The organism is Cognatundibacterium curvum (assembly GCF_014284235.1).
Taxonomy (GTDB): domain Bacteria; phylum Pseudomonadota; class Gammaproteobacteria; order Burkholderiales; family Burkholderiaceae_D; genus Undibacterium; species Undibacterium curvum.
Genome location: NZ_JACOGD010000001.1, coordinates 405,002 through 426,908, shown reverse-complemented (window position 1 = coordinate 426,908; position 21,907 = coordinate 405,002). Strand labels below are relative to the sequence as shown.

The window sequence follows — 21,907 nt, the reverse complement described above, 5'->3', positions numbered from 1 at the left end:
GATATTTCTTTTTTTAGGAACAAAATAGGAACAAAACAAAATACATACTCAGATTGGAGTGACTGACTTGAACGCAGGTCTGGCCGCCTCGGCCGGAATCAGCTTCAAGCGCTCAAGGTGAATACCCTGTTGCGTAGCCTTGGGTACACTCATAAAGGCATACGCATGCCACACACCCAAAGCACAAATCGCCGCCACGTTAAAGCAGTGCAGCGCCAGTAAACAGACTTCAGACTTTTTTAAAGAAGCAGACATATTTCCCTCTGTACGCTATGGCAGCGATCAAGGCCGCCTGCAGACAGGCGAGCACCATTCACGGCCTTTGGGATAGATGAAACAATCTGGAGCTAAGAGCAGCCTTCAGGCTGGATGAATCAAATTGATTCAGATTGACTCACAAGGCGGTGCAGACGCTGAACATAGCGAAAATGCTGGCGCGAACACTGGTAAGGCAGCGCGCAGCGACAGCAGCAGACCGCGCTGTCAGCAGCTTATGCAAAGAAGCAGCGTGAAATCAGATGCCTGAAGGACTCAGGCCAGGAAAGGTGGTGCCCTGGGCTGCGCACTGGCCCAGGAAAAAAGCTGTTTGGGAGAATGGTAAAAAAGCGGCGGGAAGGATGCGCCAATTTCGGCAGGCTGTATATCGCTGAGCGCGGTATTGATCAACACGGCATGATCAGCATGCGGCAGACAGTTAGCACAATGCCCTTTATGCACCTTACTCTGCGTGCCCTGCATCTGATCCGTTGGCGTTTTCTGATCAGCATCCGCGCTAACCGCAATCAGCTTGAGCGCTTTACTACCGTTGGCACTGCAAATTTCCACCCACAAGCCATCCGCCTGCTTCCCAGGAAAAGCAGCCGTCAGAGCGGGCGCAAATCCATTGAACAGCAAGGCAAAGCAAGCTATCCAGGAAATCAGTTGACGGAGTAAAAAAGAAGATCGCATGGTCTGAATTATATCGAATAGTCAGTCATGCTTGATGGCAATCTTGGCAGATTTGTTGAATTTTTGATTCTAAGTTGATCTGTGTCTATTTAAGTTTGAGGCGCAAAGAAACGACCCAAATAAAACATAAAATCGAAATGTAAATTGCGCACACACCATAAATCACACCCATTTGCGCATCATTAGCATTATTGAGTACAAAAAAAGCCGTGCTTAAAGACTGGTGCGCTATCAACAAGGCGTGCAAGGCGACTAATGCCAGCAAAGTCAGTCCAATCAAGGCAATACGGGCTGCCAAACTAAAAGTTATTTTGTGATGCTGTCTTGCAGTCACCCAGGAAAAACCTAGAGAGAAAATGAGCAAGTTGATTAATAGCTTTTGCATAGTGTTTACGTATTAAATGAATCAGGTTTCGCAAAGGCTGGCTCGTCTGGTCTGGCCGGAACATAACGCTTCCAGTCACTCAAATACAGACGCGACCAAAGCGCCAGACCTATTTCGCTCAGACCGCCCCATAGCAATGCTATCCATACAAAGGACATAGAGTGTTCCCACGTTGAGAGCAAGATCAGTAAGCAAAACATGCCCAATTCAAGGAAGCGCGTTTTCTTTTCAATGGGGTGCACATTGAGCTCGACCCGCGTGTTGCAACGGCTACAGGCCATACTTGTTTTGAGTGGAAGCCAGCGCCGCTGGCCAGAAAGTGGCTGGAATCCGGGTGGTTCTTTTTTAAGCGAACACGCACAGCTGGGGCAAGTGTAGTCCATAGGGCAGGGATCTGTAGTGATCTCTAATGTCGATGTTGACCGTGACATAAGCGATGAGGTTAGCGTTGTTAATTGTACTAAAAGAAACCTGCAGATCAAAAACAATCCGGTGCCAAAACCATGCAATAAGAATGCGCGGAGCTGACCTTGTGGCTGGGGGCAACGCCAAGTGCAATGTGTTCAGTCAGTGCGCAGACCACGTCACAGAATGAGCCTCTGAAATTGCACGCAACATTACGAAGGGACGGCGGTCATTTTGCGAAAGTTTTAACTCTGAGTATGCTGACATCTTATTTCTTATTTCTTATTTCTTATTTAAATTGCATTGGATTATGTCTAATATCAGCAGCTTGCTTAAGCAGTATAGACTCACGGAGAAATGTGGAAACAACGCTGGCGGCATTCTCTGGCACAGTTTGTAGCAGGCAATGTGGCGCGTTAATTCTGACCAACGAAACCTGCGGCAGAATACTTTTAATATGCTCCGCGGCGCTCTCGGGAACTAAACGATCATGCGTGGCCTGCAGGTACAGACAAGGCACAACTAATACCGAGAGCTGAGCCGAAACATCTAAGGAAGCGACCATTTGCAATCTGGTGCGGAGGACAGCAGGGGCAACACGCCCGACAGCCTGCGCAATGTCAGAGCGCAGCATCCTTGTTCCGAAAGCGCCTAGCAGAGCCCAGCTTAATACAGCAGGCGGCATCCAGTGAACGGGCGCAACTGCCAGCAGAGATTTGAATGGAGTCAGATACGGTCGCGGATTGCGTGCAAACGTGGCACACAGAATGACACCACATAAGTGTGACGGAGTCTCGGCCGCAAGAGAAATAGCTAAAGGGCCTGAGAACGACTCACCCAGAATGAAGTAGGGCTCATCGGTAGGAAGTGATCGTCGCGCATGCGCTAAAAGTTCACGGTAATTCAGGGTCTTATCTGTAGGGTAGCGAACGACTATGATGTTGAATTCGGCCCCGAGTGCATGCATGAACGACGTGAACAAGTCGCCAGTGCCATCCATTCCTGGTAATAAAACTAATGTCAGTATTACGCTCTAACCGTGAATTGAAAAACTGGCGTGTCAGTCTTATATTTTTGAACAGCGTTTATTTGCCTATCCTTCAAAAGCATAACGATTTCAGATGAATTATGGTCGGGTGTCGCCTGCCAGGTAAACGATGTTAGTCCTCATCCAACCTGCGTGGAAGCCGGGCTTCAAGCTGGGCCAAAAGCAGCCTGGCCTCTGCTTCTTCCAGTGCGGAACCGATGCGTAAGGTCTTGGCACCGTAATCAAATGCCAGCGGCCCATGTCCTGAGCCTATGAGCGGTGGTGCCCATGCTGATTGATTGGCGAAACTCGCGCGCGCGTATTCAGTGACGCGAAGATGTTTGATTTCAGCAAGGGCATAACGCCTTGACCATCCCAGACCTAGGGCTTCCAGTCGATGTTCGAAGGTGGTCGAATCCAGCGTAATAATCTCCCTGCCCGCGAGCTGCCAGATAATGGTGCTAACGACGTATATTCCGCCCAGCGTCCAGCCAGTTATCCATGCCGCCATGAAAAGTGAGGGTGAATTTTCGGAAGGATTTAGCAGTTCTGTCGCCGCTTGAATCTCGCCAAACGCCCAGCCGACTAACCATGCGCTCAAGAAAAGTATGATTAACCAGTTTTGGCGGGACGGTATAGACGCGCGTATTCCACCCGGTACCGCTTCAGTGGTGAATCTTGGAGGGGGAGGCGTGACATGCATTTTGATTACGACCTATATGTTGTGTGGACGTTCGAGGTTAACATGTACATATGAAAATGGCAATTTTGGTCGAATACTTATCAACGCATTATTCGCTGAATTTCCGGTTCATATTGTCTGAGCGATTGCCAACGTTGACGCGTTTGTTGAAATGACGGCGGTAGCTTGAGCGCCTGCTCAGGGCTTGACGAAAAATTCCCGCTGCTCTGCACCAGGCGCACCGCGGCGAACAACAACCCTCGCACCTTGGCAGAGCGGGTATGCGCGCAGGACTGGCTCTATGGCCCGAACCATCGCTTCGGCATCCGCACCGTACAGAAACAGCTGGACTTCATCCGTGCTCACTTCATTGCCATCAACAACACCCAGCTCTCCAGAACCAAGCGCATGCTCAAGCTGTTCTTCCAGCGTCATCAGATCGCAATCAGCGTAAACCTCTTCCGGCAAACCTTGCCCATCGAGATAAATAAGAACCGCCTGATCCTGTACAGGCTGCGCGGCAGGTCGGCCAAAAATGCGGGAGAGAAAGTTCATCGTATGTCCGTTTGAATTTAATTATGTTGCACAAGCTATTTATTTAAATCGCTCACTGCAGCACAGAGTTGAATTGAGGCGCAGTTAAAGCTGGAATTAAAGGCCGTCGGCTGGCATGCCGTTGATTGCATGCGGAGGCTTGCTCTGCAAGCCTGGCGAACGGGCAGTATGAATTGCAACGATACCAAACGAAAGCCGTTCGAACGCGACGTCTTCGAAGCCTATTCCCGCCATTTCGTCGGCGAGATCTTCAGCGCTTGGGAATTCTCGTATGCCTTTCAGCAAGTACTTGTAAGCGGAAGCATCGCCGCCGGTTGCCAGCCAGCCGAGGACCGGCATGCAAATTGACATGTACAGCAAGTACATCCTTTGTAAGGCTGACCAAGGTATATTGGACGCTTCAAGGATGATGAGGCGGCCACCAGGCTTGAGTACGCGTAACGCTTCTTGCAGGGCAAGGCGCCGGTTGCAGATTTTTAAGCCCAGCGAAATCGAGTAGGCATCCACACTATGCGTGGCGACGGAAGGCATGCTTTCTGCATCCAATAACTTGAGGGTAACCGTCGCAGAATACTTACTCAGCCGCTTCTCAGCGATGGACAGCATTTTGGGGCTAAGGTCTGACGCCAGGATGGTTCTTCCTTCGACGCCAGGCTGTGACACAACGCGCAGAATGATATCGCCTGTGCCAGTCGCTCCATCAAGGAGAATGTTCCAGCTTTCGCTTGCGATTTGCTGTGCGACCTTGCGCTTCCACAGGCGATGAATGCCAAAGCTGAATACATCACAGAGCCTGTCGTATCGGGTGGCGATGCGTCCAAATATGTCGTCGGCTTGCCATTTAAATTCAGCTGCATTGTCGGTGACGTATGATTTGGCGTCTGTCATTTTACGACCTCAAAAGTGTGCGTACAGTGGTGCGTATTTCGGAGTGAGTGGCTCTCAAAAAAGATCAGAGTCTGGCATCTGAACGTGAAGCGAAAAGTCTAAAGGATCGCAGGAAAAACGCTAAAACGCGTACGTTTGATCTAAGGTTTAGGCATCACACTGGGAATGACAGATACCGATTCGGGACCGTAGCTGTGAGCCAGACGCCATTCTCAGACTGATAAAAGATATAGCCGTGATTGTGCATATCCAAGGCGCTAACAGATAACACGACCGGGCTTCCATGGCGCTTTCCGACTTCATGGGCTGTGGCATCGCTTGCCGATAAATGCACATGTTGTCTGGAGCCTGGCACCAGCCCAAGTTCGCGAATAGATGTGAGGAATCGTGTGGCTGTACCGTGAAAGAGTATTGCCGGAGGTACCTGAGGTGCAAGACACAGATCGACCTGAACGGAATGGCCTTGATTGGCCCGGATTTTTGAACCATCGGGCGTTACGGAAAATCTCTTTTTCTCATTGGTAGCCACGATTTCCATCACGATGGGACGACTCAACTGAGTTCCATGTGCGTTCGCATGCTTGATCAATTGATCGAGGTCCACCCAGCCTTCCGGGTCAAGCTGCAAACCGATGGTTTCGGGCTTGTGGCGAAGTACGAGACTGAGGAATTTACTGAATGATTCGAATTGCCTGGACATTAAATTAAAGCCTTAGGTTTGGGTTAAGCGGCATTTTGCTGTTGCGAGGCAGGCTCATCACTGAGAGTGCCTTGTGTACTTTTCCCGAAGATCAGGAGCGGGTTGACGAGGACCAGCTGCAACTGTCCATCCACAATGTTTGCTGATTTGAGCGCGAGCTTAGCTATGCGGCCATATTCCTGATGAGACTGGACTGAGTAGATAGGGAAGCGATTCATGATGGCAGCCATGATGCCGGGGCCACGAAGCTTGATTGCTTCATTAAGGTCCGGTGCGGCGCCGGTCATCTGGAATTGGGTTACCTGAACGTCGGTCAGGTAAAAGTTGCCTGAAGCTTGTTCGTAATGTGGGCGACCGCTGAGCTGAGCAGAACCTGGCATGGACCGATGACCGAGCGTGGCTACGAAGGTGGTCTCTATCACTATGCGGTTCGAGCCGTTGGTGAGCGCCAGGCGTGGCGCCAGAAGTTCAATACACGCACCCAGCACACATTTCTTAGCGGGGAAGTGAGGTTCAATTTGCGCTTGTAACTGAGCCTGCGTCAGCTTGAGCGTGACCTCGGGTGCATACTTCAACAGTAGCCATGCTCCCACCAACAAGACGAGAGAAAGCGCACCGATGGTAATTAGAATGCGACGAAAGAGCATGGTATGTGCAACCTAAGGTTTGAATTCAGCTTGTGCCGTTGAATGAAACGGTAGCCGTCATAGAAGGTGGGGCAGTATAAAAGGCGACCAATAGCACATTCCGGTCAAACACCGGCTGTTTGCTTAAAGCGCTTTAGCGCAGCCTGACTCTGTTCCCAGATGGTTGGGATAGCGATCAGTGCCCCTGCAGCAGCATATAAATAGATTTTGTCGCCGAGTACTTCACGTGCCATTGTCGGGTCTTCCAGGCCGCCAAACACAAACATTGTTTTAGATACCCACGGGCCAAAGTGTTCGGGATCAACGGCATGCATAAGCGCAGTGACAGACACGCCCAACGCGAGAATGCCGATCAAGACTGCGAAACTAAGTTGTGAAACACAGATGATGAAGTCAGTTCTTCGGTTTGAATTTAGGGCATTCATTTTGTTGTCTTCATAGGTATTGAGTCGACTAAACAGACGTGAAGTTGGTTTCGACGTGGATTCTCAGGGGGGCAACCAGCGTATTCGACTTTACTGCGTGCGTGCGCCAACAGGGGCCTGGTAGACTGACCACTTGCCATCTTTAAATAAATACAGTGCCGAAGAAATACGCATGCGTTCACTGCTTGAGTGCAGATAGGCGACGGAGCTTTTCATGGTTTCGACTGCCTTCAGGTCGACCAGCGGTGCAAACATCAATCCTCCTCGCTTAGCTACCAGCGCGACTACACCGTCAGGGTATTTCTTGAGTTGAGCGTTCCAGAAATCTTTGTCCAGGAAGTAGCTGCTGTCCAGATCAGGAGACTTAGCTTTCACTTCAAAGAGATCATTCAAGGGTACGGCTTTAGGCTCGCCATACACGCGTTTGATGTTGCGTACAGCAAGCTCAAGGGCAGCTTCAGGAGTTAGCGCCAGACGCTCAATATCCTTGGGAGTAGCGCTTGGCATGCTGGTCGGTGTGTCGAAGACGAAACGAACATGCATGTCACCAAGATACTCGAACCAGCCGGTGTCGATTTCGATTTCTCGTCCGTCTTGTAGTTTTGCTTTCGCCTTACCCATAGGTACAAGCGATTCGACCTGCTTGTTCGATCCTTGTGATTCTCTCAGTACGACCATCAGATTTTGAGCACTGTCGTCAAAACCTCGTGATGTTTGCGCAGCCACAGGGGTGGGAAAAATGGAAGCAAAAAAGAGAGCAAGCAATGGCTTTAGCATGTCGAATATGGTATTAAAGTGGTTATATCAGCGGGCATCAAAGGCAGCCCACTATAAACTCAGCTTAGCTTACTGGTTTCATGACGACGCATCACACATCACGCACCTAAGCTTCAATGGAAGTTTCTTACTGATTGTAAAACCCAGTGATGAAATTGGCAATAATGAATCGAGTCGAGTGTGTTTTTCAGAGATCATCGACGGTGCCACCGAGCAGATGCGTACACGCAGGACTCACTGTTCAAACGCAAAGGAAAGTCCGATGCAGGATGCAAGCGCGACAGGGAACAAATAGCTGGAAATACATAAAGCACGATGGCAGGCCGAAGCATGCCAAGTCCGGGAGAGCTTTATGGCTTGGATGATAATCACGGGTAGCCCAACCACGATTAAACCAAGCATAGCAATGGAGTGTGCTCCTGACCACATATGAAAGAAGGCCGAGATGGCGAACATGAGGACAGCGCCATAGCATGCAAAATTGAAAAAGAGCGGAAAGATGGCTTGGTCTTGCATCCCTGAGCGCCTGATCCGGATTGCCACACATAGAAACAATCCAAGCCCCGGGGGAGGAAGACTCAAGAACAAGATAGCGTAGAGATGATCAATCATGAACGACTGGCGGCAAAGCTGAACCGGTACGCCTGGCGCCAAATGTGCGTATCGTCTTCTTGTATGTGTTTTGGCTGGGACATTTTGTCACTATGTATGAATATCGCTTTAAAGTAGTATGCCTCAGGGCGTGCAGCAACACCATGCGTATATGGCTGCCGTGACCGTTTTTTCTCTTATCTGCGCTGAGTGCCATGCTTATTGGCGCAGCAAATTGAATGAGAACCCGGGCAGGGCGACTGTGTGGATGATGCGAACACATGTAGCTGCTGAAGCTGTGCTTCAATTGCGCACCCCAGAATTTTAGTGTCAGTTAATAGCCGGGAAATACGCAAATGGAATGGACCCCTGTCGTCCTCGTGACGTTCAAACTACTCGTGCTCGGCACGGGCATGTACTTCGCCATCAAGTGGCATTACGATCAAGGAACAAAGGAAAAAGAGTGGGCAGATGAGAAGCGCGCCATACTGCGCGCGGGCCGCAAGGTCACAGTCATTTTCGTGCTAAGCCTGCTGGCGCTGGGGTTCGCGACCTATTTTTTTTGCAGGATGACAGGGCTGGATTTAAACTCTCCTTGAAGGGGAGGGCAAGCATCATTTGCGATTCTTTTCAAAAGTGCCAGGCATTTCTCATGCGCTGCTCAACTTATTTAGTCTGAGGTAGCTCAAGGCCAGGTATGAAAATGAGATTGCCGCCATCGGTCAGTTCGCCAATACGTTTCGCCTTCAATGGTGCATATTCCGGAGACTCATACATTTCAGTCGCCGCTTCTTTGGAGGGAAAGCGAATGATTGCAGTGAAATTTCCGCTAGTCTTGCCCTCTTTGACAATGACATCCCGCGAGGCAGCAATAAACTGACCACCGAATTTGCCTGCGACTGCACTCATTAATGACGCGTAGTGCTCGACGTATTTTGGGAAATCCTTTACGTTGAACTGCACGAGGACCAACATAGGCTGTGACATTGATATCTCCTAAAGTGTAGTGTTTGAACGTGGAGGCAAAAAATATTCTCTGGAGCTTACATGAGATCAGGCGATCCCCATCAACCGAAAGCTCAGATCAGAGGCCGACAACTACGTCATCGATAAGCATAAATCCAGATTGAGTCATCTACTTTTTCATAAGCCTGACCAATCGACTGCAATGCTTGCTCAAGTTCAGCCTCACAACTGACCGTAACTTTCGGCAGTAAGTTCGCGACATGTTTTAGATATCTGGGACGGATTCGTATCCATTCGACAGAAAACAGAGGATGCGTTCCTTCATCCCAATCCCCATGGTACCAAACATCTGAGTCAAAGCTGGCTGGAGCGGGCTCAGATTGCAGCAGGTCCTTTCTTTGGTAAGGCGGCGGAAAGGGTAGCTTGTTTATCTCAGCAAGCAGCTCGCGCCATTTTGTGTCATTCATGAGCGAGCCCAGACCTCGTTTTGTCAACTCGGCCTTGACTGCGCGCTTGTGTTTATCTTCGTCGTACATAGTCTTGTCTAACATTCAAATTGATAGATGCCGGCAGGCGTCTTGTTAAATAAGGAGTGAGTCTGGGATGGGCGGAAACTGCTTGCGTGGCTCTGGCGGCAGCGGTTTTTTTTGAATAATCCAAACAGGCAGAGGGCTCCTTAGGGCTAACATTGAAGTAAGCGGGCTGCGCAGATCTTCGCGCAGCTCCGATTGATTGCGGAGTTATGAACGGCGACAGTATTCCCGAATTAATGAACAAGCGCCATACAGGAGGAGCGATTCAATGCCAATTAAAAAGTAGAACATATGGCAGAGCGCGCACGCTATGGCTACTAAGGATAGAGCGACGACTATCCAATCTGGCTTAGAGCGGGAAATTAATACAGCGCCTAACAATCCGATCGCAAGAAAAAATTCCGAAAATGTGACCGCATTGAGCAAAATCAGGCGGCTAAAAGCGACACCTGGCGGCAAGTGCGAATCAAGCCCCGCTGCTTGCGCCGCTTTCAGGGCAAGTACAAGCAAAAGTAAACACCATAATGACCAAGTCGAATTGCTAAAGAGGCGGCTCATATCGTTTCTGAATCAGTCATCTGGTCACTCCAAAATCACATGCTTTTCCATGATTCTTCAAGCTAGCGTATTGGCTCCTTGCAGCTCAAACTTAAAGCCGAACCGCCGCATCTCCGTTCAGTTGATTGCTCAGCTGACACTTTGCTGGTCGTGCGAGATATTCTTGCCAGACAGTGTGAGTGGTCGAAATTTGGAGTGCAGCCAAAGACCCGCCACACAGGCTGTTCCAACGAAGCCTCCCAGGAGTGAAGCGATTATTGCTGCAATTATTGGTGAGAGAAGTAGGCCACTCAGACCGTGAACTGGCTGGCCGTTCCAGATAATGGTGTTAAATCCAAACACTGCGAAAACACCGAAGACCAGGCACAACGGCATCAATGAAAAAGCCAGACCAAGGAAAGTAATTTTGTAAATCGACCCGGCAGTTAGCTGATCAAGTTTGATTTGAGAGTACATATGAAAATTCCTGGGCGTATTCCGATTGAGATTTGAGATGAGAGACTTACGTCAGCAGGTCCTCTCACATATATGCTTTGCGCCACGGATGGCATTCTGGTCAGCGACCAGCCCACTTCTCTTTATCACCTTGAATATAGAGGGCTCGCATGCTTGGACTTAAAAACAGGTAGCCAACGATAACAGCCATATACACCGCTGTGAGCAGTGCAATAACGGCAGTTTCCCGGCTTGGACTCCAGTTGTGGTAGGCAGACCTCATGCAAATCAGTGTCGCTAAGTTTTTGTGACCACTGGATAAGCTGACCAGCTTAGCGACGATTTGCTTACCCAGGCCTAATCCCTGAAGGCTGGGCAGCAGCGCAACATCGCAAATATACGAACAGTCAACCCCATCCGCGAGGGCACGGCCAACACCCACCAGCTTACCGTCCTGGTAGACGAAGCATTTGAACATACTGTTCGTGAACGCAGTTCTCAGCCCTTCAGGCGTTTTGTTTCCGAGCGGTGCGGCACGATACAGCGCGGCAAGCTCTGCCCAGTCGAGATTATCGATTGATGATGACCAGACTAATGACATTGTTCGTTCCTTGTGAAAATAAATGCCTGAATTAAAGAGCGCTGTCAGGCGTTGTGCCAGGATCATGGCTCTGGCCGGAATGTTTGAAATAAGTCCTGGCAGCTATGCCTCCAAGACATGCCAGTGCCATAGGTACCCAGACAAACACAAAATATGAAATGACTACACCCCCAAATGCCATTAACCCATCAAAAGGGAAGGTTGCCGGAGAGAAGAAGTATGCCCAGAGATAGGTCCCACCTTTTAACAAAACATGGTCAATTAAGAGTAACAATGCACCGGTCAGCGAGGCCTTCCACAGACCACCAACAGAATTTGAAATGACTAGCCACCCAGCATAAATACACACTAAGCCTCTGCCAATCGTGAACAATAGATTTATCTTGTCTTCAGTGAGCCAGGTAGCAGCTGCTTCCATCACCAGATAATTCAGAAGAATCAGGGCGATTGCCCAACGAATTTCAAAAAAGTAATTTTTCATTTTTGCTGTTCTTGTCTAATGTTAAAGCTGATAAAGGCCCTGATTGCTGCACATTGCGATGAACAGTTGCTGAGAACCATGCAGCCTGCCACTTGAGGTTCCATAGTTTGCCCCGTTAACGCAGCCAGGAGCCATCTGGATTCCTCGCATCGCTATCGCGTCGAGTCGGATAATACTGCTTCTTGTGCTCTAACTCGTCGAAAAGGGTGCCGTGAATTCCCATGGCTTCTGCCTTCCGTATCGGACGCTGCCAAATCCGATTGAAGGCTTCATTCAACTCACCTTTCGGACCGCGCGCCATGACTTCGTCGATGAACGCAATGTCCTGCCCCGTCGGAAAAACAAGGTCGAACTCACTATCTGTGGCAGCGAAGATGTCGTACACACAGTTGTCTGCTCCGTCGATGATCAGGATGTTTTTCATATGTACTAACGTATAAGTTCAGCAGGCATCGCAGACGATCCGCTGCAACGGTTCGCTAAGCTGCGCCATGAGGAGTGCCGCGAATGAAGGTAACTAACTACAAATTTGTCTATTCAACAATAGGCAATAGCAGTCATTTCGTGAGGAAGTTAAAAAGCAAAACACAAGATGAAATGAGCAGTGCAGTGAACGTCATGGCCATGCCCGAGACTCTAAAAACAAACTTCTCATTCATTTGACTGACGCCATACGCATGAACTGCCCGCCCAACCAAAAGAAGGATGCCTAGCGCATGAATGAGCAATGGATGAGCACCCTGAATTTCAACAAAGTAAATTAGCAAGAGTGTGATGGGGACATACTCTGCAAAATTTGAATGCACGCGCATGCCACGAAGCATTTCAGCACTTTCTTGCGAGCCAATGCCAATTTGTAGTCTGCGCCTCAAACCAATGGTTCTTATGCTCAGATAGAAGAATAGAAGCCCAAGCAGGGCGGCGTACATCGGGAGCGCATGCATTGAAAGCCTTTGATGTGTTTAGTGTTTTACGATACGGGACTAATATGTGAGTTCAGTGGGCGCCACGGATGATCCGCTGTAACGGTTCGTTAGGCTGGTAGTTGAGCGGTGATACATAACACACGCTGCCCCAGCCAAAAAATGATGATTGATTGTAAAGCGAGGAGATGGAGTTGGCAATAATAAAACAGCGTGCAGGCAGTTTGCTAAGGAGGAAATTTAGTGGAGTTAGCGTAAAAACATTTGGGCTCAGGTACAGAAATTCGTCATCTACCTTGTCTTTGGTGATGCGGAAGCGTGACTTCATCAGGATCATCAATCCACTGTCATGGGTAATTACCGTCCTCCCAGAGTGGGACAATGTGTCCACAGCTTGCTCATATCTGGACAAGTAAAAGGGCAGTAAGTTGCACGAAATCCGATGCATTTTGCGTGTGGCTAATGTCAAGTGAACTGGAACTACGGGGTTTCAACACTCTGTATCAGTGACTGGTTTTACGCTCGCTACACGACTACGTGCGAGTTCAGTCTCGAAAGGAGCGTTTTCATCGGGGATAATGCCTGTCAGGACAACGACGGGAAGTAGCTTTGACGCGCACTTACTATGGATAATATGGGTCGCGTGCGAAAGCGGTGGGTTGTGCCCGGCTTGAAGTATTGATTCGCGCGGCGAGAAAATAAGGACACTAACGTCGGTGAACCCGATCGATGTAGCGTGAGATTGCGATATCGAACTAATCACGATGAGTGCCATGAGTAGGTAGCCGCGAGCAGACATAGTCGTCCTAATGTATAAGTCCAGCGGGCGCGGCGTTTGATCCGCGACACTCAACCGGTTCAACAACAGTATTAAGCTGCATTCCATAAGCGTCCAGAACTCGAACTCAGTATTTGCTCCACAACCCTGCCGTGCAATTTGATGCGTGCCCAGTGATTGTGTGGCTGAATCAGTACATGGCGAACGAAGAATGTTTTCCCCTCGGTGACGCTGACGATCTGTGACCACGGAATGAAAATTGGCGGGCTCATGAAGCGGAAAGGGAAGAGAACCGCAAGGCCCAGACCTTGTTCTGATACCGTGATGGTCAGGCAACCGCCGTACCTGACCGGAAATGACTTGGCGCCAATTGTTCCGGACACGAAGCGATAGATGTTGCCTGAATTTTCCCCCAGCACCCGCCAGTGGGTGGTCATGCTGCGCCAACCCGATAGCGTGCTAAGCAATCCAGTGATCGTGCACCACATGGCTAAGAAGAAAACGAAGAACCAGGGCGAATCGGGGTCCGGAATCAGTGTCTGTATGAACATCAGTTTGCTAATCCTGTTGTGAAGCTAAACGGTATTACGCGGTTTTATCATGCAGAGTCCATCGACAAGACGGAGAGAAGTTGGGAGCTGCCTCAGGTTTCATTCACGTACCCTCGCTCCAGGGCGTCGCCCTGATTCTCAAAGATAGCCATCGCGCTGCTCATGCGTTTGAAGCCGAATTTCTTGTAGAAAGGCTCTTTACCCGGCACCGCGTACAGAATAATTTTTTTGTGACCACTGGATAAGCTGACCAGCTTAGCGACGATTTGCTTACCCAGGCCCATTCCCTGATGGCTGGGCAGCAGCGCGACATCACAAATGTACGAACAGTCAACCCCATCCGCCAGGGCACGGCCAACACCAACCAGCTTACCGTCCTGGTAGACGAAGCATTTGAACATACTGTTCGTAAACGCAGTTCTCAGCCCTTCAGGCGTTTTGTTTCCGAGCGGTGCGGCACGATACAGCGCGGCAAGCTCTGCCCAGTCGAGATTGTCGATTGAGGATGACCAGACTAATGACATTGTTCGTTCCTTGTGAAATTTAACGCTTGAATTAAAGGGGGGCTGACGTTTCGCTTGGCCAGGCCAACTATGCGGCCCCGGTTGATTGACCGATATTGCGTTGACATCGCTTTCATGGGAGAAGAATCCCCCCATTTGTCGCTGGCACCATCCAGCGCATAGACTTTATTCTTGTCGAAATAAGCTGCGTTCCCTTTGACATCACAGCCCACAAGGAATGCCCCAGGCAAAGTAAGAGAAATTGTTTGCTATTGACTCATGTGCATTGCGCCTAGGCAGATCTTCTTCTATCTCGGCACGAGCAATCAAGACTTCAAAGTTCTCGCGCGCGGTCGAAAAATGACCATCCACCGAAGCGAGAACTGCATTGAGGTACTCCGGTTGAACTGAAAGACGCATGTATGAACCCTGAGGAAAAATTTAGTGGCGCGCTTTAGCGCGTCCGGCGGAGCGAATTGTAGCGAACTTGAATGTCATGAGTTTTCATTATTTTTAGCGAATGCCTTGTTGATGTGCAGCATGGAAAACCCAAACACAATCCACTTTAAGCCAAAAAGGACAGGGGAAATATCTGGTTTTGGCATCTGCCAAAAAGCCATGTAAAGAAAGAATCCGGCAGCTACTCCCCCAATAAAAAGATACCCAGATTTTGTTAATGCGTGTTTTCGAAGAAATACTCTCTCATAAGCGATGACTGCAATACAGCCAATTGCGCATGTTGAGACTAATGAAATCCATGGACTCATTGCGATAACTCATAAGATAAGTGTGAATCTGGTGTGAACATTTCCAGACTGCATTTTTGATTGATGGTGCCAATTTCACGTAAGTTATACGATGTTGAAGCCTGACAGAAAGTTTAGGGAGCAGATTTTCACTGGATAGCCGCAATTCTGGCAAGTACCGCACTAATGGGTGAGTCTCTGAAGTTTTGTCGACCAGCGTAAGCAGGCGACGTTTGCCAAATTTCCTGTGAAGGACTGCAAGTGCTTGAAAAATCGGGTTCGGTGATGCTGCACAAACTTCCACACCTTGGTGTAACAACGCCCAACAGGCGTCTTTGAAGTCCCTGGCAGTAAATTCGCCATATTTTGTCAGATCATCTTTATAACTGGGTTTGTGAGCTTGATGTAAAAGCGTCGGGTAGCGTTGAAATATTGTATGAAAGCTCCTTAGATCAATGAGATACCCAACTTGATGGTAGCCAGCGTTGTATCGATTTATCACACATTGCCAAGCGCGGCTCTATGTTGAGTAGTGTTGGTCAGCGTCTGGGCTTACTGCTGACATAGGGGGCGGGAAACTCGTTGTCGTACGTGCCTTTCCATGATCGTATACGCAAAGCGTTGGCATAGTAATACTCGTAGTTTTCGCTCGGAATCCCCGCTACAGGCACAAGCATCCTCGAAAATACACCGTCCTTGATTATGCTATCTCCGCTGCAAAGGTAGGAAACGACAACAAGTTCCTCGTTCAGCAATTGTTGAATCAATGGAATAGCGCCCACAGGTTCGTCGATGGAGGGAAGTATCGACGCATAGTGACAGTGGTAAGAATCGAAGTAAATGGTGATTTCTTCGCTATAGAGCGAGGTAATGCCAAGTGGGCCGATCTTGGCTCCGGGCAACGGCGGCACTTCGACTCGGAAGAAGTTAAATCCGTCTTCAGTGACAACAGTCAGGAGGTGATCCCAATCGGGATATACAGAAAGTAAGTCCTCAGCCATCTGACGGGAGTAGGGCTCAAGTGTTTCGATCATGGAGAACCCCAGCGACAAGAGGGAATTACCCTCTTCAAAAAAATGTGATCAGCGAGATCCATGCACTTGTGCCCAACGTGGAGTTGAGCGGCCTGCGCGGCTTTTCCCGCAGGTCTGCTCGAACGCAGGGTTAGAGTGAACCGCCGCATACCTTAATGAATCGCTTTTTGGCAGTTTCATGTTCAATGTTTCTTTCGCCTTCCATATTTTCGTAGCCCATGTAGTAGATGTAGGCTGGGGCGCCAGTTTTGCATCCAGCGACACACGCCAGAGTAGTTAGTATTCCCTTGGACTTGATGGCTCGGTAGGTTGCGCCAGTCAATGGAAAGTTTTGTTTTGGCAAGCAGGTAATTCCAACGGAAAGGTTTCCATAGCATGCGCCGAACTTCTGGACGTAGTTATTTTTTGAGTGACCGGCACTTGCCGAATACACTGAAACGAGTTTGTTTTTTCCAGTTTCAGGCATCTTCTCCAGTTCATACCACGACTCAATTTTGTGCCAGGAGTAGGGTTGGCGGTTTGCCAATTCCAGCGCCGCTATATATTCCTTTGGCTCTTTACTAAGCTCAACTCCATGCGGTTCGTTATCAATATACCAATGCAGGCAGTTCTTAAAATCAAACGTCTCATAGAAGTCGCTTGCACCATACGCAGGCAGTATCAAAAAGAAAATTAACCAGGCAAGACGTCTCATCGTTGTGCGATCTAATGTTTGAGTTCAGCGGATGCCACAGGCGATCCGCTGCAACGATACCTTAGGCGGCTAGTTGAGCGGTGAGACATAACACGCGCTGAACCTGATAAAAAACGATGACTGATTGTAAAACGGGGCGATGGGATTGGCAATAAAGAAACAGGGTGTCAGTAGTTTGCTTGTGTCAAAAACGACGGTGGGCCTGGCGTGAAAAATCTCGGGTAGTGTTTTGACTGATGGCCTGAAAACTCATTCAATCAATACGATATGCATAGCGCCAAAGTTAAGCAGCACAGGAGCCTGAATAGCGCAGCTATTTGGGCATTCCACTTCAGCGCAAGTTTAGACTGGAATTTAGGCCACGAAGAACAACGCCAACTCAAAGAAAACCAGCCAAAAGATGAGAAAAGTATGAGAGCTACTGTTCAGATTTGAAACATCTATCACACGTAGCTTGAGAGAATCGATCAAGACATACGCCCTCGCCGGGATATTTCTTTTCCAAATCTTTGTAGCTCCTGCACTTGCCCTGACTAAGCGTTTCAATCTCCGGATGCTGATAGGTTACCCGATGCGCCTTTGAGACGCTCAGTCTTGAACCTTCAGGGTCAGATCGCAGCTCCAACGAGGAATTTTTTGTATGCAAATTTAAGACAGAAACGCCATCTTCTTCAGGGCCCGCAATAAGATTGGCAACCATGCGATATTTTGAATCCAAGGAAAGCATCGCATTGCCATGGTCAAACGTGACATAACCACCCCGTTCTATTCCCTCTTGGTCATATATCATAAAGCCAGCTGCCTTGGCACCGCGTTTAGACACATGGCCGTTTGCCATAATCGCATCTGGCATATCCCCTGATACTCTGGCGCGAATTACGTTATTGCTATCGACCACCAATAATTCCCTGGTTCGAATGGACTCAGTTACACCCTCGGGCGCCCTTGCTGCCATTAAGCCTATGGCTGATAGAGTTACAACCAGTACACTCAATATTAGCTTCAACAAACGATTCTGCATTATTAGTTGTTCAATTAAATAATTCTGCTTTTCCATTTAACACCTTTATATGCAAAAAATTAATTTTGTGACCGCGTCAATGCGGCCCAACGTTTGAGTTCAGCGGACGGCGCAGGTGATCCGCTGCAACGGTTCGTCTGGCCAGGTGTTGAGTGGTGACCCATAACGCGCGCTGATCCTGATTAAAAATGAGAGATGATTGTAAAGTGGGGTGGTGGAATTGGCAATAAAGAAACTAGCTATTAGCAGCTTGCTTTTGTCAAAAAAATTGCATTCGATAGATCATGTCAATGCACATGTCTAACGTTGACCGAAAGGTTAATTATCGAATTCAAGGCAATGTAGCCCTTGAATCTTAGCTAAGTTAATGATCGAATCTGCTTTTTCCCTGGAATTAAAGTACACAACATTTGTGTCATCCCAGGAAGCTAAGTAGATGCAATCAAATTCCGGCAGTATGACAAATTGGCTAGGAGAGTGGCGAGTATCGAATTTGCATTGACTTAAGAAGCCGTGCTTGTCCAAGTATTTTTTAATAACTAATTTTGATTTTCGTGGCCATCTGCCGCGATATCTAAGTGTGTAAACTTCGGTCGATTCGAATATAGCTTGCCAGTGGGACAGGAATTTTCTATCTCTGCTTTCTCTTTCCTTGCCGTCGTAGCAATCAAGTAAATGCCATTCGGCCTCGTCTCTGAGCCAGTGATCAAACACCGATATCGCGACTCGATTCATGGAGTTCGGATCGTTCTCTTTAATTGCGCGCAGCTCAGGGAACTGCAAATTTATTGCGTCTTGTGTCTTGGCGCTCAAGGATTGCAACAATTTCACAGAGGTACCTAACGTTTGAATTCACCGGCGCTGCGCTGCTTTATCGCGCAGCGTCCGGTGTAATGATGGGTTGGGCAGCGCAGCACCATCACTTTTTGCCGCTGGGAATTCGCTGAGACGTCAAGTTGCGCTCCGAGATTAGTTGGAGCTGAAATTCGACTATTCCTTTTACGAACGAATCGAGACTGGGGTTCTTTTTCAAATCAGAAAATCGGTTCGCAGCGGCCTCGAATTTCCCCAAACGTCGCTCCAGCTCACCAGCAATTAGCTGATAAGTAACCCAATTCTTGCTGTCCGCTGGTTCGGCTTTCAGTAAAGCCTGGTAGGCCTCCAGTGCTTCAGCGGCATAGGTGGAATAGAGGCTGTCGGGAGCTTCCCAGGTGGCATATAGCAGAGTTGAGGCTAATTGTGGGAGAGGAGCGTCAATTTGCCGTTGAAGCGACGCGGCAAGATAGTAGTTGGTGTGAGTATTTTTCATTTCCCGATACTGAGTAGACGCGACGAATGCTTCGAGGCGACTAATGTCAGTATCGGAAAACTTGCTTTGAAACATCACAAAGCCATTGGTTGGACATTTGGCAAGAGGCCAAGGTGCTGCGATAGGGCCATATGGTTTTAGATCGAGAAACTTTCCAAAGCTTGTCCCGGAGGCGGTAAGCATCGCTTTGAATTTCTCACCACCGATCGGGCAAACGAGGTCGGCCTCGTAACTCGTATGAGCCTCCACGGCAACGGACAATAGCGCGCCGACTAAAAAGACTGGAATACGCATCATAGGAACCTCAAAACGAACGAACGTTTAAATTCAGAGCGTGCCGCAGGCGATCCGCTGCAACGGTTCGTCAGGCTTGCTGTTGAGTGGTGAGACATAACGCAGGCTGGCCCTGATAGAAAATGATGATTGATTGTAAAGCAGGGAGATGGAATTGGCAATAAAGAAACTGGGGATCAACAGCCTGCTTGTGTCAAAACGACGGTGGGCCTGGTGTGACAATTTTTGGGCAGGGTTTTGACTGATGATACGAAAACTCGCTCGATCAATACGATATACCTAACGTTGAAGCTAACTGGCCCGCGACGGCAGGGTGCCGCAGGGCCAGAACGAAATGGGGGTCTGAAGCGACTAGCCGGCTCGAACGAGCGGTCAGGCTTTACCTGCTGGCCTCGACCATCTGATGCGCAAGGGCGTAACCACTGCATCCATCTCACCAGTTTCAGGCTCGATACCGGCCTCTTCAAATCCAAGGCTAGAGTAGAAACGTTTCGCCGCCTCGTTGTCTGGTTTATAGCAAATGTGGATGTTCCGCGAAGTCTCGTCTGCGCATATCTCCCGAAGAACCAACTCCAGAGCCTGCCGACCATACCCGTGCCCTTGAAAACCCGCATCGATCATCAAGCGCCAAATTTCATATGTGCCCGGTTCGTCATCACCGTCATCTGGCGTGCAGTACAAGACAAAGCCAATCACCCGCTCGTCCCCGTAGATGGCATGGGTGCGAAGTGATGTATTCAGGCTGGCCTCGGCAATTGAATAAGAGTTGCTCGCGAGGTACTTGGATTGGTGATCAAGTAACCGAAGATCAACGACGTCGTCTAAGTTTTCAAGCGTGATCTTTCTTAAACTGATTTTCATATGAGCATTGGAGCAGCGTGTATTGTGAGGCCTAACGTTTGAGTTCAGCGGGCGCCGCAGGTGAGCCGCTGCAACGGTTCGTCAGGCTGGGTGTTGAGTGGTGACCCATAATGCACGCTGACTCTGATAAAAAATGATGACGAATTGTAAAGCCGGGCGATGGAATTGGCAATAAAGAAACAGCTTGTCAGCAGTTTGCTTGTGTCAAAAACGAAGGTGAGTCTTGTATGAAAAGCTCAGAGTAATGTTTTGACTAACGGCGTGAAAATTCACTCAATCAATACGATGTGCCTAACGTTGGAGCTGGTGGAGGTCCACTCCAGCAACTAGTCAGGCCTGTGACGAGCTACGTAGAGCTCTCCGCCACCAACTTGACCCGGCTTCATAGACCTCTGCTGGGATGCCGTTCAGAGCTGGCCCAGACAACTTTGCGCCGTCGATCGATGCGCCCGCATTCAACGGCCTGTTCACAGCGCCAACCGTAGAACTCCGTATCGCTATGTTTGCGAAAACAGACCGATCACCGGAGTGATACATGTCAGTAGCAATGCTGATCGCTTCCCCAAATATTGGCTCCAATTTAAACTCGCTGCTTTAGAGGGAGCTAGGTTGAATTGTGCGTTCGATGCGACATGCTCTGTAACTGACGAATGTTCCCAAACACTCACTGCGCTATTTAAAGCGGCGAACCATTTAGCGAAAAAAGCCTTCACTTCAACACCTCATCATTGCGCTGAGAGAGAATATATTTTCGCCCAAGCCAAATGTGGAATGGAACGCAGGCGACTGTGACCCAAATGTTTAGGAAGTCGAACACAGGTTCTGACACGAAGGGCTTAAGGAGACGCACGATCACGGTGCTGTAAGCAATTGTCCCGGTAACGGTAACAGAAAGGACGAATATCCAGCCGCGAACGCTTAGACGGGATCCGAGAAACATAAGTGGGCAGACGTTGGACGTAATCGGCGCCGGAGCGCGCAGCGCGGAGGGCACCCAAAAAGCGTAGCTTTTTGGGTGCCCGGTTGACGGACTTGTTAGGAATGCGGTTTCGCATGTTGGTTAACGACACCTTCAATTAGGGTAATGATCTCGCTTACCGAGATGGTGAATACCCCAGCGCCACCTTGATCATATTGTTCTTTCCATGCACCATATCCTTCAGCGATATCTGGAAGTGCACCTGTCTTCTTCTGAAGCCGCGTGACACTTAACTTCAGGGTTTGTTCTGAAACTGGGGCATGTGGAAGCTCAGTTTGTACGCCGCCAGCAAGCATTGGGTTCTTGATTTTTAATTTGTCGGCGAAAATGTGAAAGATTCTTTCACCGTTCGGCCATGATTCAACCTTGACGATATAGAGCCACGAATCGCTTTCTCCCGGACGAGTCTTGTACCGCCAGACTTGGCCTGCTTCAAAGTTTTGAGCCACCGCAGACGCTGAAAACAGCCCGAAGAGTGCGGCAAGTACCTTACGTGCCATGAGTTATTCCTAACGTTTGAGGTCAGCGGGCGACGCAGGCGATCCGCTGTAACGGTTCGTCAGGCTGGTAGTTAAGCGATGAGACATAACGCACGCTGACCCTGATAAAA

General features: G+C 49.1%; 35 protein-coding genes. 1 reads left to right on the top strand and 34 read right to left on the bottom strand.

Annotated elements, in window-relative coordinates:
- Positions 1 to 48 precede the first annotated feature (48 nt).
- The 13 genes from H8K43_RS02065 to H8K43_RS02005 form a co-directional block, all read right to left on the bottom strand.
- Complete coding sequence (locus H8K43_RS02065; protein ID WP_186902317.1) at positions 49 to 255, bottom strand: hypothetical protein; 207 nt, start codon at positions 253 to 255, stop codon at positions 49 to 51.
- Positions 256 to 531: 276 nt separating this feature from the next.
- Positions 532 to 948: a DUF2946 domain-containing protein gene (locus H8K43_RS02060; RefSeq protein WP_186902316.1), complete on the bottom strand. Its 417-nt coding sequence runs from the start codon at positions 946 to 948 to the stop codon at positions 532 to 534.
- An 85-nt stretch (positions 949 to 1,033) separates the two neighbouring features.
- A complete protein-coding gene (locus H8K43_RS02055) occupies positions 1,034 to 1,333 on the bottom strand; it encodes a hypothetical protein (protein WP_186902315.1) in 300 nt (99 codons plus the stop codon).
- 5 nt (positions 1,334 to 1,338) lie between these two features.
- Positions 1,339 to 1,491: a hypothetical protein gene (locus tag H8K43_RS02050; protein WP_186902314.1), complete on the bottom strand. Its 153-nt coding sequence runs from the start codon at positions 1,489 to 1,491 to the stop codon at positions 1,339 to 1,341.
- Positions 1,492 to 2,027: 536 nt separating this feature from the next.
- Entirely contained in the window at positions 2,028 to 2,705 is a 678-nt protein-coding gene (locus H8K43_RS02045; protein WP_222610927.1) for an alpha/beta fold hydrolase, read from the bottom strand.
- Between the two features lie 193 nt (positions 2,706 to 2,898).
- Positions 2,899 to 3,366, bottom strand: coding sequence for a hypothetical protein (locus tag H8K43_RS02040; RefSeq protein ID WP_186902313.1), 468 nt, complete (start codon positions 3,364 to 3,366; stop codon positions 2,899 to 2,901).
- A gap of 279 nt (positions 3,367 to 3,645) precedes the next feature.
- Positions 3,646 to 4,002 (bottom strand): hypothetical protein, encoded by a 357-nt coding sequence (locus H8K43_RS02035; RefSeq protein ID WP_186902312.1) that lies wholly within the window; start codon positions 4,000 to 4,002, stop codon positions 3,646 to 3,648.
- Between the two features lie 96 nt (positions 4,003 to 4,098).
- Positions 4,099 to 4,890, bottom strand: a complete 792-nt coding sequence (locus H8K43_RS02030) for a ubiquinone/menaquinone biosynthesis methyltransferase (RefSeq protein ID WP_186902311.1) — start codon at positions 4,888 to 4,890, stop codon at positions 4,099 to 4,101.
- 154 nt (positions 4,891 to 5,044) lie between these two features.
- Positions 5,045 to 5,590, bottom strand: coding sequence for an RNA 2'-phosphotransferase (locus H8K43_RS02025; RefSeq protein ID WP_186902310.1), 546 nt, complete (start codon positions 5,588 to 5,590; stop codon positions 5,045 to 5,047).
- A 23-nt stretch (positions 5,591 to 5,613) separates the two neighbouring features.
- On the bottom strand, positions 5,614 to 6,237 hold the full coding sequence (locus H8K43_RS02020) for a DUF1439 domain-containing protein (RefSeq protein ID WP_186902309.1): 624 nt from the start codon (positions 6,235 to 6,237) through the stop codon (positions 5,614 to 5,616).
- Between the two features lie 104 nt (positions 6,238 to 6,341).
- On the bottom strand, positions 6,342 to 6,662 hold the full coding sequence (locus H8K43_RS02015; RefSeq protein WP_186902308.1) for a hypothetical protein: 321 nt from the start codon (positions 6,660 to 6,662) through the stop codon (positions 6,342 to 6,344).
- A 90-nt stretch (positions 6,663 to 6,752) separates the two neighbouring features.
- On the bottom strand, positions 6,753 to 7,439 hold the full coding sequence (locus H8K43_RS02010) for a DUF1444 domain-containing protein (RefSeq protein WP_186902307.1): 687 nt from the start codon (positions 7,437 to 7,439) through the stop codon (positions 6,753 to 6,755).
- Between the two features lie 234 nt (positions 7,440 to 7,673).
- A complete protein-coding gene (locus tag H8K43_RS02005) occupies positions 7,674 to 7,955 on the bottom strand; it encodes a hypothetical protein (RefSeq protein ID WP_186902306.1) in 282 nt (93 codons plus the stop codon).
- Positions 7,956 to 8,386: 431 nt separating this feature from the next.
- Between H8K43_RS02005 and H8K43_RS02000 the strand changes: the two genes are divergently transcribed.
- Positions 8,387 to 8,629, top strand: coding sequence for a hypothetical protein (locus H8K43_RS02000; RefSeq protein ID WP_186902305.1), 243 nt, complete (start codon positions 8,387 to 8,389; stop codon positions 8,627 to 8,629).
- A gap of 67 nt (positions 8,630 to 8,696) precedes the next feature.
- Here H8K43_RS02000 and H8K43_RS01995 read toward each other — a convergent pair whose 3' ends face one another.
- The 21 genes from H8K43_RS01995 to H8K43_RS01900 form a co-directional block, all read right to left on the bottom strand.
- Positions 8,697 to 9,017 carry a DUF1330 domain-containing protein gene (locus H8K43_RS01995; RefSeq protein ID WP_186902304.1) on the bottom strand — a complete coding sequence of 107 codons (321 nt, stop codon included), beginning with the start codon at positions 9,015 to 9,017 and terminating at the stop codon, positions 8,697 to 8,699.
- Positions 9,018 to 9,133: 116 nt separating this feature from the next.
- Positions 9,134 to 9,532: a DUF6678 family protein gene (locus H8K43_RS01990; RefSeq protein WP_186902303.1), complete on the bottom strand. Its 399-nt coding sequence runs from the start codon at positions 9,530 to 9,532 to the stop codon at positions 9,134 to 9,136.
- A gap of 204 nt (positions 9,533 to 9,736) precedes the next feature.
- On the bottom strand, positions 9,737 to 10,087 hold the full coding sequence (locus H8K43_RS01985) for a hypothetical protein (RefSeq protein ID WP_186902302.1): 351 nt from the start codon (positions 10,085 to 10,087) through the stop codon (positions 9,737 to 9,739).
- Positions 10,088 to 10,216: 129 nt separating this feature from the next.
- Complete coding sequence (locus tag H8K43_RS01980; protein WP_186902301.1) at positions 10,217 to 10,543, bottom strand: hypothetical protein; 327 nt, start codon at positions 10,541 to 10,543, stop codon at positions 10,217 to 10,219.
- A gap of 100 nt (positions 10,544 to 10,643) precedes the next feature.
- A complete protein-coding gene (locus H8K43_RS01975; RefSeq protein WP_230403612.1) occupies positions 10,644 to 11,189 on the bottom strand; it encodes a GNAT family N-acetyltransferase in 546 nt (181 codons plus the stop codon).
- The gene (locus H8K43_RS01970) at positions 11,155 to 11,604 is read right to left on the bottom strand and encodes a hypothetical protein (protein WP_186902300.1); all 450 of its coding nucleotides are present in this window, start codon (positions 11,602 to 11,604) and stop codon (positions 11,155 to 11,157) included. The genes H8K43_RS01975 and H8K43_RS01970 overlap by 35 nt, the downstream gene beginning before the upstream one ends.
- Before the next feature lie 115 nt (positions 11,605 to 11,719).
- On the bottom strand, positions 11,720 to 12,028 hold the full coding sequence (locus H8K43_RS01965) for a hypothetical protein (RefSeq protein WP_186902299.1): 309 nt from the start codon (positions 12,026 to 12,028) through the stop codon (positions 11,720 to 11,722).
- A 133-nt stretch (positions 12,029 to 12,161) separates the two neighbouring features.
- Positions 12,162 to 12,533 (bottom strand): MAPEG family protein, encoded by a 372-nt coding sequence (locus tag H8K43_RS01960; RefSeq protein ID WP_222610926.1) that lies wholly within the window; start codon positions 12,531 to 12,533, stop codon positions 12,162 to 12,164.
- 67 nt (positions 12,534 to 12,600) lie between these two features.
- Positions 12,601 to 12,918 carry a hypothetical protein gene (locus tag H8K43_RS01955; RefSeq protein WP_222610925.1) on the bottom strand — a complete coding sequence of 106 codons (318 nt, stop codon included), beginning with the start codon at positions 12,916 to 12,918 and terminating at the stop codon, positions 12,601 to 12,603.
- 479 nt (positions 12,919 to 13,397) lie between these two features.
- Entirely contained in the window at positions 13,398 to 13,856 is a 459-nt protein-coding gene (locus H8K43_RS01950) for a hypothetical protein (protein WP_186902296.1), read from the bottom strand.
- 92 nt (positions 13,857 to 13,948) lie between these two features.
- A complete protein-coding gene (locus tag H8K43_RS01945; RefSeq protein WP_186902295.1) occupies positions 13,949 to 14,380 on the bottom strand; it encodes a GNAT family N-acetyltransferase in 432 nt (143 codons plus the stop codon).
- 201 nt (positions 14,381 to 14,581) lie between these two features.
- Positions 14,582 to 14,779 (bottom strand): hypothetical protein, encoded by a 198-nt coding sequence (locus H8K43_RS01940; protein ID WP_186902294.1) that lies wholly within the window; start codon positions 14,777 to 14,779, stop codon positions 14,582 to 14,584.
- 74 nt (positions 14,780 to 14,853) lie between these two features.
- Positions 14,854 to 15,126, bottom strand: a complete 273-nt coding sequence (locus H8K43_RS01935; protein ID WP_186902293.1) for a hypothetical protein — start codon at positions 15,124 to 15,126, stop codon at positions 14,854 to 14,856.
- On the bottom strand, positions 15,062 to 15,607 hold the full coding sequence (locus H8K43_RS19310; protein WP_456243355.1) for a hypothetical protein: 546 nt from the start codon (positions 15,605 to 15,607) through the stop codon (positions 15,062 to 15,064). Before H8K43_RS19310 ends, H8K43_RS01935 begins: the two co-directional genes overlap by 65 nt.
- A 37-nt stretch (positions 15,608 to 15,644) precedes the next feature.
- The gene (locus H8K43_RS01930; protein WP_186902292.1) at positions 15,645 to 16,139 is read right to left on the bottom strand and encodes a hypothetical protein; all 495 of its coding nucleotides are present in this window, start codon (positions 16,137 to 16,139) and stop codon (positions 15,645 to 15,647) included.
- Positions 16,140 to 16,269: 130 nt separating this feature from the next.
- Positions 16,270 to 16,833 (bottom strand): hypothetical protein, encoded by a 564-nt coding sequence (locus tag H8K43_RS01925; RefSeq protein WP_186902291.1) that lies wholly within the window; start codon positions 16,831 to 16,833, stop codon positions 16,270 to 16,272.
- A gap of 418 nt (positions 16,834 to 17,251) precedes the next feature.
- Positions 17,252 to 17,890 (bottom strand): hypothetical protein, encoded by a 639-nt coding sequence (locus H8K43_RS01920; protein ID WP_186902290.1) that lies wholly within the window; start codon positions 17,888 to 17,890, stop codon positions 17,252 to 17,254.
- 282 nt (positions 17,891 to 18,172) lie between these two features.
- The gene (locus tag H8K43_RS01915) at positions 18,173 to 18,685 is read right to left on the bottom strand and encodes a hypothetical protein (RefSeq protein ID WP_186902289.1); all 513 of its coding nucleotides are present in this window, start codon (positions 18,683 to 18,685) and stop codon (positions 18,173 to 18,175) included.
- A gap of 88 nt (positions 18,686 to 18,773) precedes the next feature.
- Positions 18,774 to 19,460: a hypothetical protein gene (locus H8K43_RS01910; protein WP_186902288.1), complete on the bottom strand. Its 687-nt coding sequence runs from the start codon at positions 19,458 to 19,460 to the stop codon at positions 18,774 to 18,776.
- Positions 19,461 to 19,829: 369 nt separating this feature from the next.
- Positions 19,830 to 20,318, bottom strand: a complete 489-nt coding sequence (locus H8K43_RS01905; RefSeq protein WP_186902287.1) for a GNAT family N-acetyltransferase — start codon at positions 20,316 to 20,318, stop codon at positions 19,830 to 19,832.
- Positions 20,319 to 21,353: 1,035 nt separating this feature from the next.
- Positions 21,354 to 21,797 (bottom strand): hypothetical protein, encoded by a 444-nt coding sequence (locus H8K43_RS01900; protein WP_186902286.1) that lies wholly within the window; start codon positions 21,795 to 21,797, stop codon positions 21,354 to 21,356.
- Positions 21,798 to 21,907: the final 110 nt, after the last annotated feature.

Bases quoted from the DNA above. Each gene is read 5' to 3' on its own strand.
- H8K43_RS02025 (WP_186902310.1), bottom strand. From the start codon at position 5,590: ATGTCCAGGCAATTCGAATCATTCAGTAAATTCCTCAGTCTCGTACTT.
- H8K43_RS01975 (WP_230403612.1), bottom strand. From the start codon at position 11,189: ATGATCCTGGCACAACGCCTGACAGCGCTCTTTAATTCAGGCATTTAT.
- H8K43_RS01965 (WP_186902299.1), bottom strand. From the start codon at position 12,028: ATGAAAAACATCCTGATCATCGACGGAGCAGACAACTGTGTGTACGAC.
- H8K43_RS02015 (WP_186902308.1), bottom strand. From the start codon at position 6,662: ATGAATGCCCTAAATTCAAACCGAAGAACTGACTTCATCATCTGTGTT.
- H8K43_RS01945 (WP_186902295.1), bottom strand. From the start codon at position 14,380: ATGTCATTAGTCTGGTCATCCTCAATCGACAATCTCGACTGGGCAGAG.
- H8K43_RS02000 (WP_186902305.1), top strand. From the start codon at position 8,387: ATGGAATGGACCCCTGTCGTCCTCGTGACGTTCAAACTACTCGTGCTC.
- H8K43_RS02010 (WP_186902307.1), bottom strand. From the start codon at position 7,439: ATGCTAAAGCCATTGCTTGCTCTCTTTTTTGCTTCCATTTTTCCCACC.
- H8K43_RS01935 (WP_186902293.1), bottom strand. From the start codon at position 15,126: ATGAGTCCATGGATTTCATTAGTCTCAACATGCGCAATTGGCTGTATT.
- H8K43_RS02060 (WP_186902316.1), bottom strand. From the start codon at position 948: ATGCGATCTTCTTTTTTACTCCGTCAACTGATTTCCTGGATAGCTTGC.
- H8K43_RS02030 (WP_186902311.1), bottom strand. From the start codon at position 4,890: ATGACAGACGCCAAATCATACGTCACCGACAATGCAGCTGAATTTAAA.
- H8K43_RS01905 (WP_186902287.1), bottom strand. From the start codon at position 20,318: ATGAAAATCAGTTTAAGAAAGATCACGCTTGAAAACTTAGACGACGTC.
- H8K43_RS01970 (WP_186902300.1), bottom strand. From the start codon at position 11,604: ATGAAAAATTACTTTTTTGAAATTCGTTGGGCAATCGCCCTGATTCTT.
- H8K43_RS01900 (WP_186902286.1), bottom strand. From the start codon at position 21,797: ATGGCACGTAAGGTACTTGCCGCACTCTTCGGGCTGTTTTCAGCGTCT.
- H8K43_RS01920 (WP_186902290.1), bottom strand. From the start codon at position 17,890: ATGGAAAAGCAGAATTATTTAATTGAACAACTAATAATGCAGAATCGT.
- H8K43_RS01930 (WP_186902292.1), bottom strand. From the start codon at position 16,139: ATGATCGAAACACTTGAGCCCTACTCCCGTCAGATGGCTGAGGACTTA.
- H8K43_RS02035 (WP_186902312.1), bottom strand. From the start codon at position 4,002: ATGAACTTTCTCTCCCGCATTTTTGGCCGACCTGCCGCGCAGCCTGTA.
- H8K43_RS01910 (WP_186902288.1), bottom strand. From the start codon at position 19,460: ATGATGCGTATTCCAGTCTTTTTAGTCGGCGCGCTATTGTCCGTTGCC.
- H8K43_RS01925 (WP_186902291.1), bottom strand. From the start codon at position 16,833: ATGAGACGTCTTGCCTGGTTAATTTTCTTTTTGATACTGCCTGCGTAT.
- H8K43_RS02065 (WP_186902317.1), bottom strand. From the start codon at position 255: ATGTCTGCTTCTTTAAAAAAGTCTGAAGTCTGTTTACTGGCGCTGCAC.
- H8K43_RS02050 (WP_186902314.1), bottom strand. From the start codon at position 1,491: ATGTCCTTTGTATGGATAGCATTGCTATGGGGCGGTCTGAGCGAAATA.
- H8K43_RS01980 (WP_186902301.1), bottom strand. From the start codon at position 10,543: ATGTACTCTCAAATCAAACTTGATCAGCTAACTGCCGGGTCGATTTAC.
- H8K43_RS01995 (WP_186902304.1), bottom strand. From the start codon at position 9,017: ATGTCACAGCCTATGTTGGTCCTCGTGCAGTTCAACGTAAAGGATTTC.
- H8K43_RS01940 (WP_186902294.1), bottom strand. From the start codon at position 14,779: ATGCGTCTTTCAGTTCAACCGGAGTACCTCAATGCAGTTCTCGCTTCG.
- H8K43_RS02045 (WP_222610927.1), bottom strand. From the start codon at position 2,705: ATGCATGCACTCGGGGCCGAATTCAACATCATAGTCGTTCGCTACCCT.
- H8K43_RS01960 (WP_222610926.1), bottom strand. From the start codon at position 12,533: ATGTACGCCGCCCTGCTTGGGCTTCTATTCTTCTATCTGAGCATAAGA.
- H8K43_RS02020 (WP_186902309.1), bottom strand. From the start codon at position 6,237: ATGCTCTTTCGTCGCATTCTAATTACCATCGGTGCGCTTTCTCTCGTC.
- H8K43_RS02055 (WP_186902315.1), bottom strand. From the start codon at position 1,333: ATGCAAAAGCTATTAATCAACTTGCTCATTTTCTCTCTAGGTTTTTCC.
- H8K43_RS02005 (WP_186902306.1), bottom strand. From the start codon at position 7,955: ATGCAAGACCAAGCCATCTTTCCGCTCTTTTTCAATTTTGCATGCTAT.
- H8K43_RS01990 (WP_186902303.1), bottom strand. From the start codon at position 9,532: ATGTACGACGAAGATAAACACAAGCGCGCAGTCAAGGCCGAGTTGACA.
- H8K43_RS01950 (WP_186902296.1), bottom strand. From the start codon at position 13,856: ATGTTCATACAGACACTGATTCCGGACCCCGATTCGCCCTGGTTCTTC.
- H8K43_RS01985 (WP_186902302.1), bottom strand. From the start codon at position 10,087: ATGAGCCGCCTCTTTAGCAATTCGACTTGGTCATTATGGTGTTTACTT.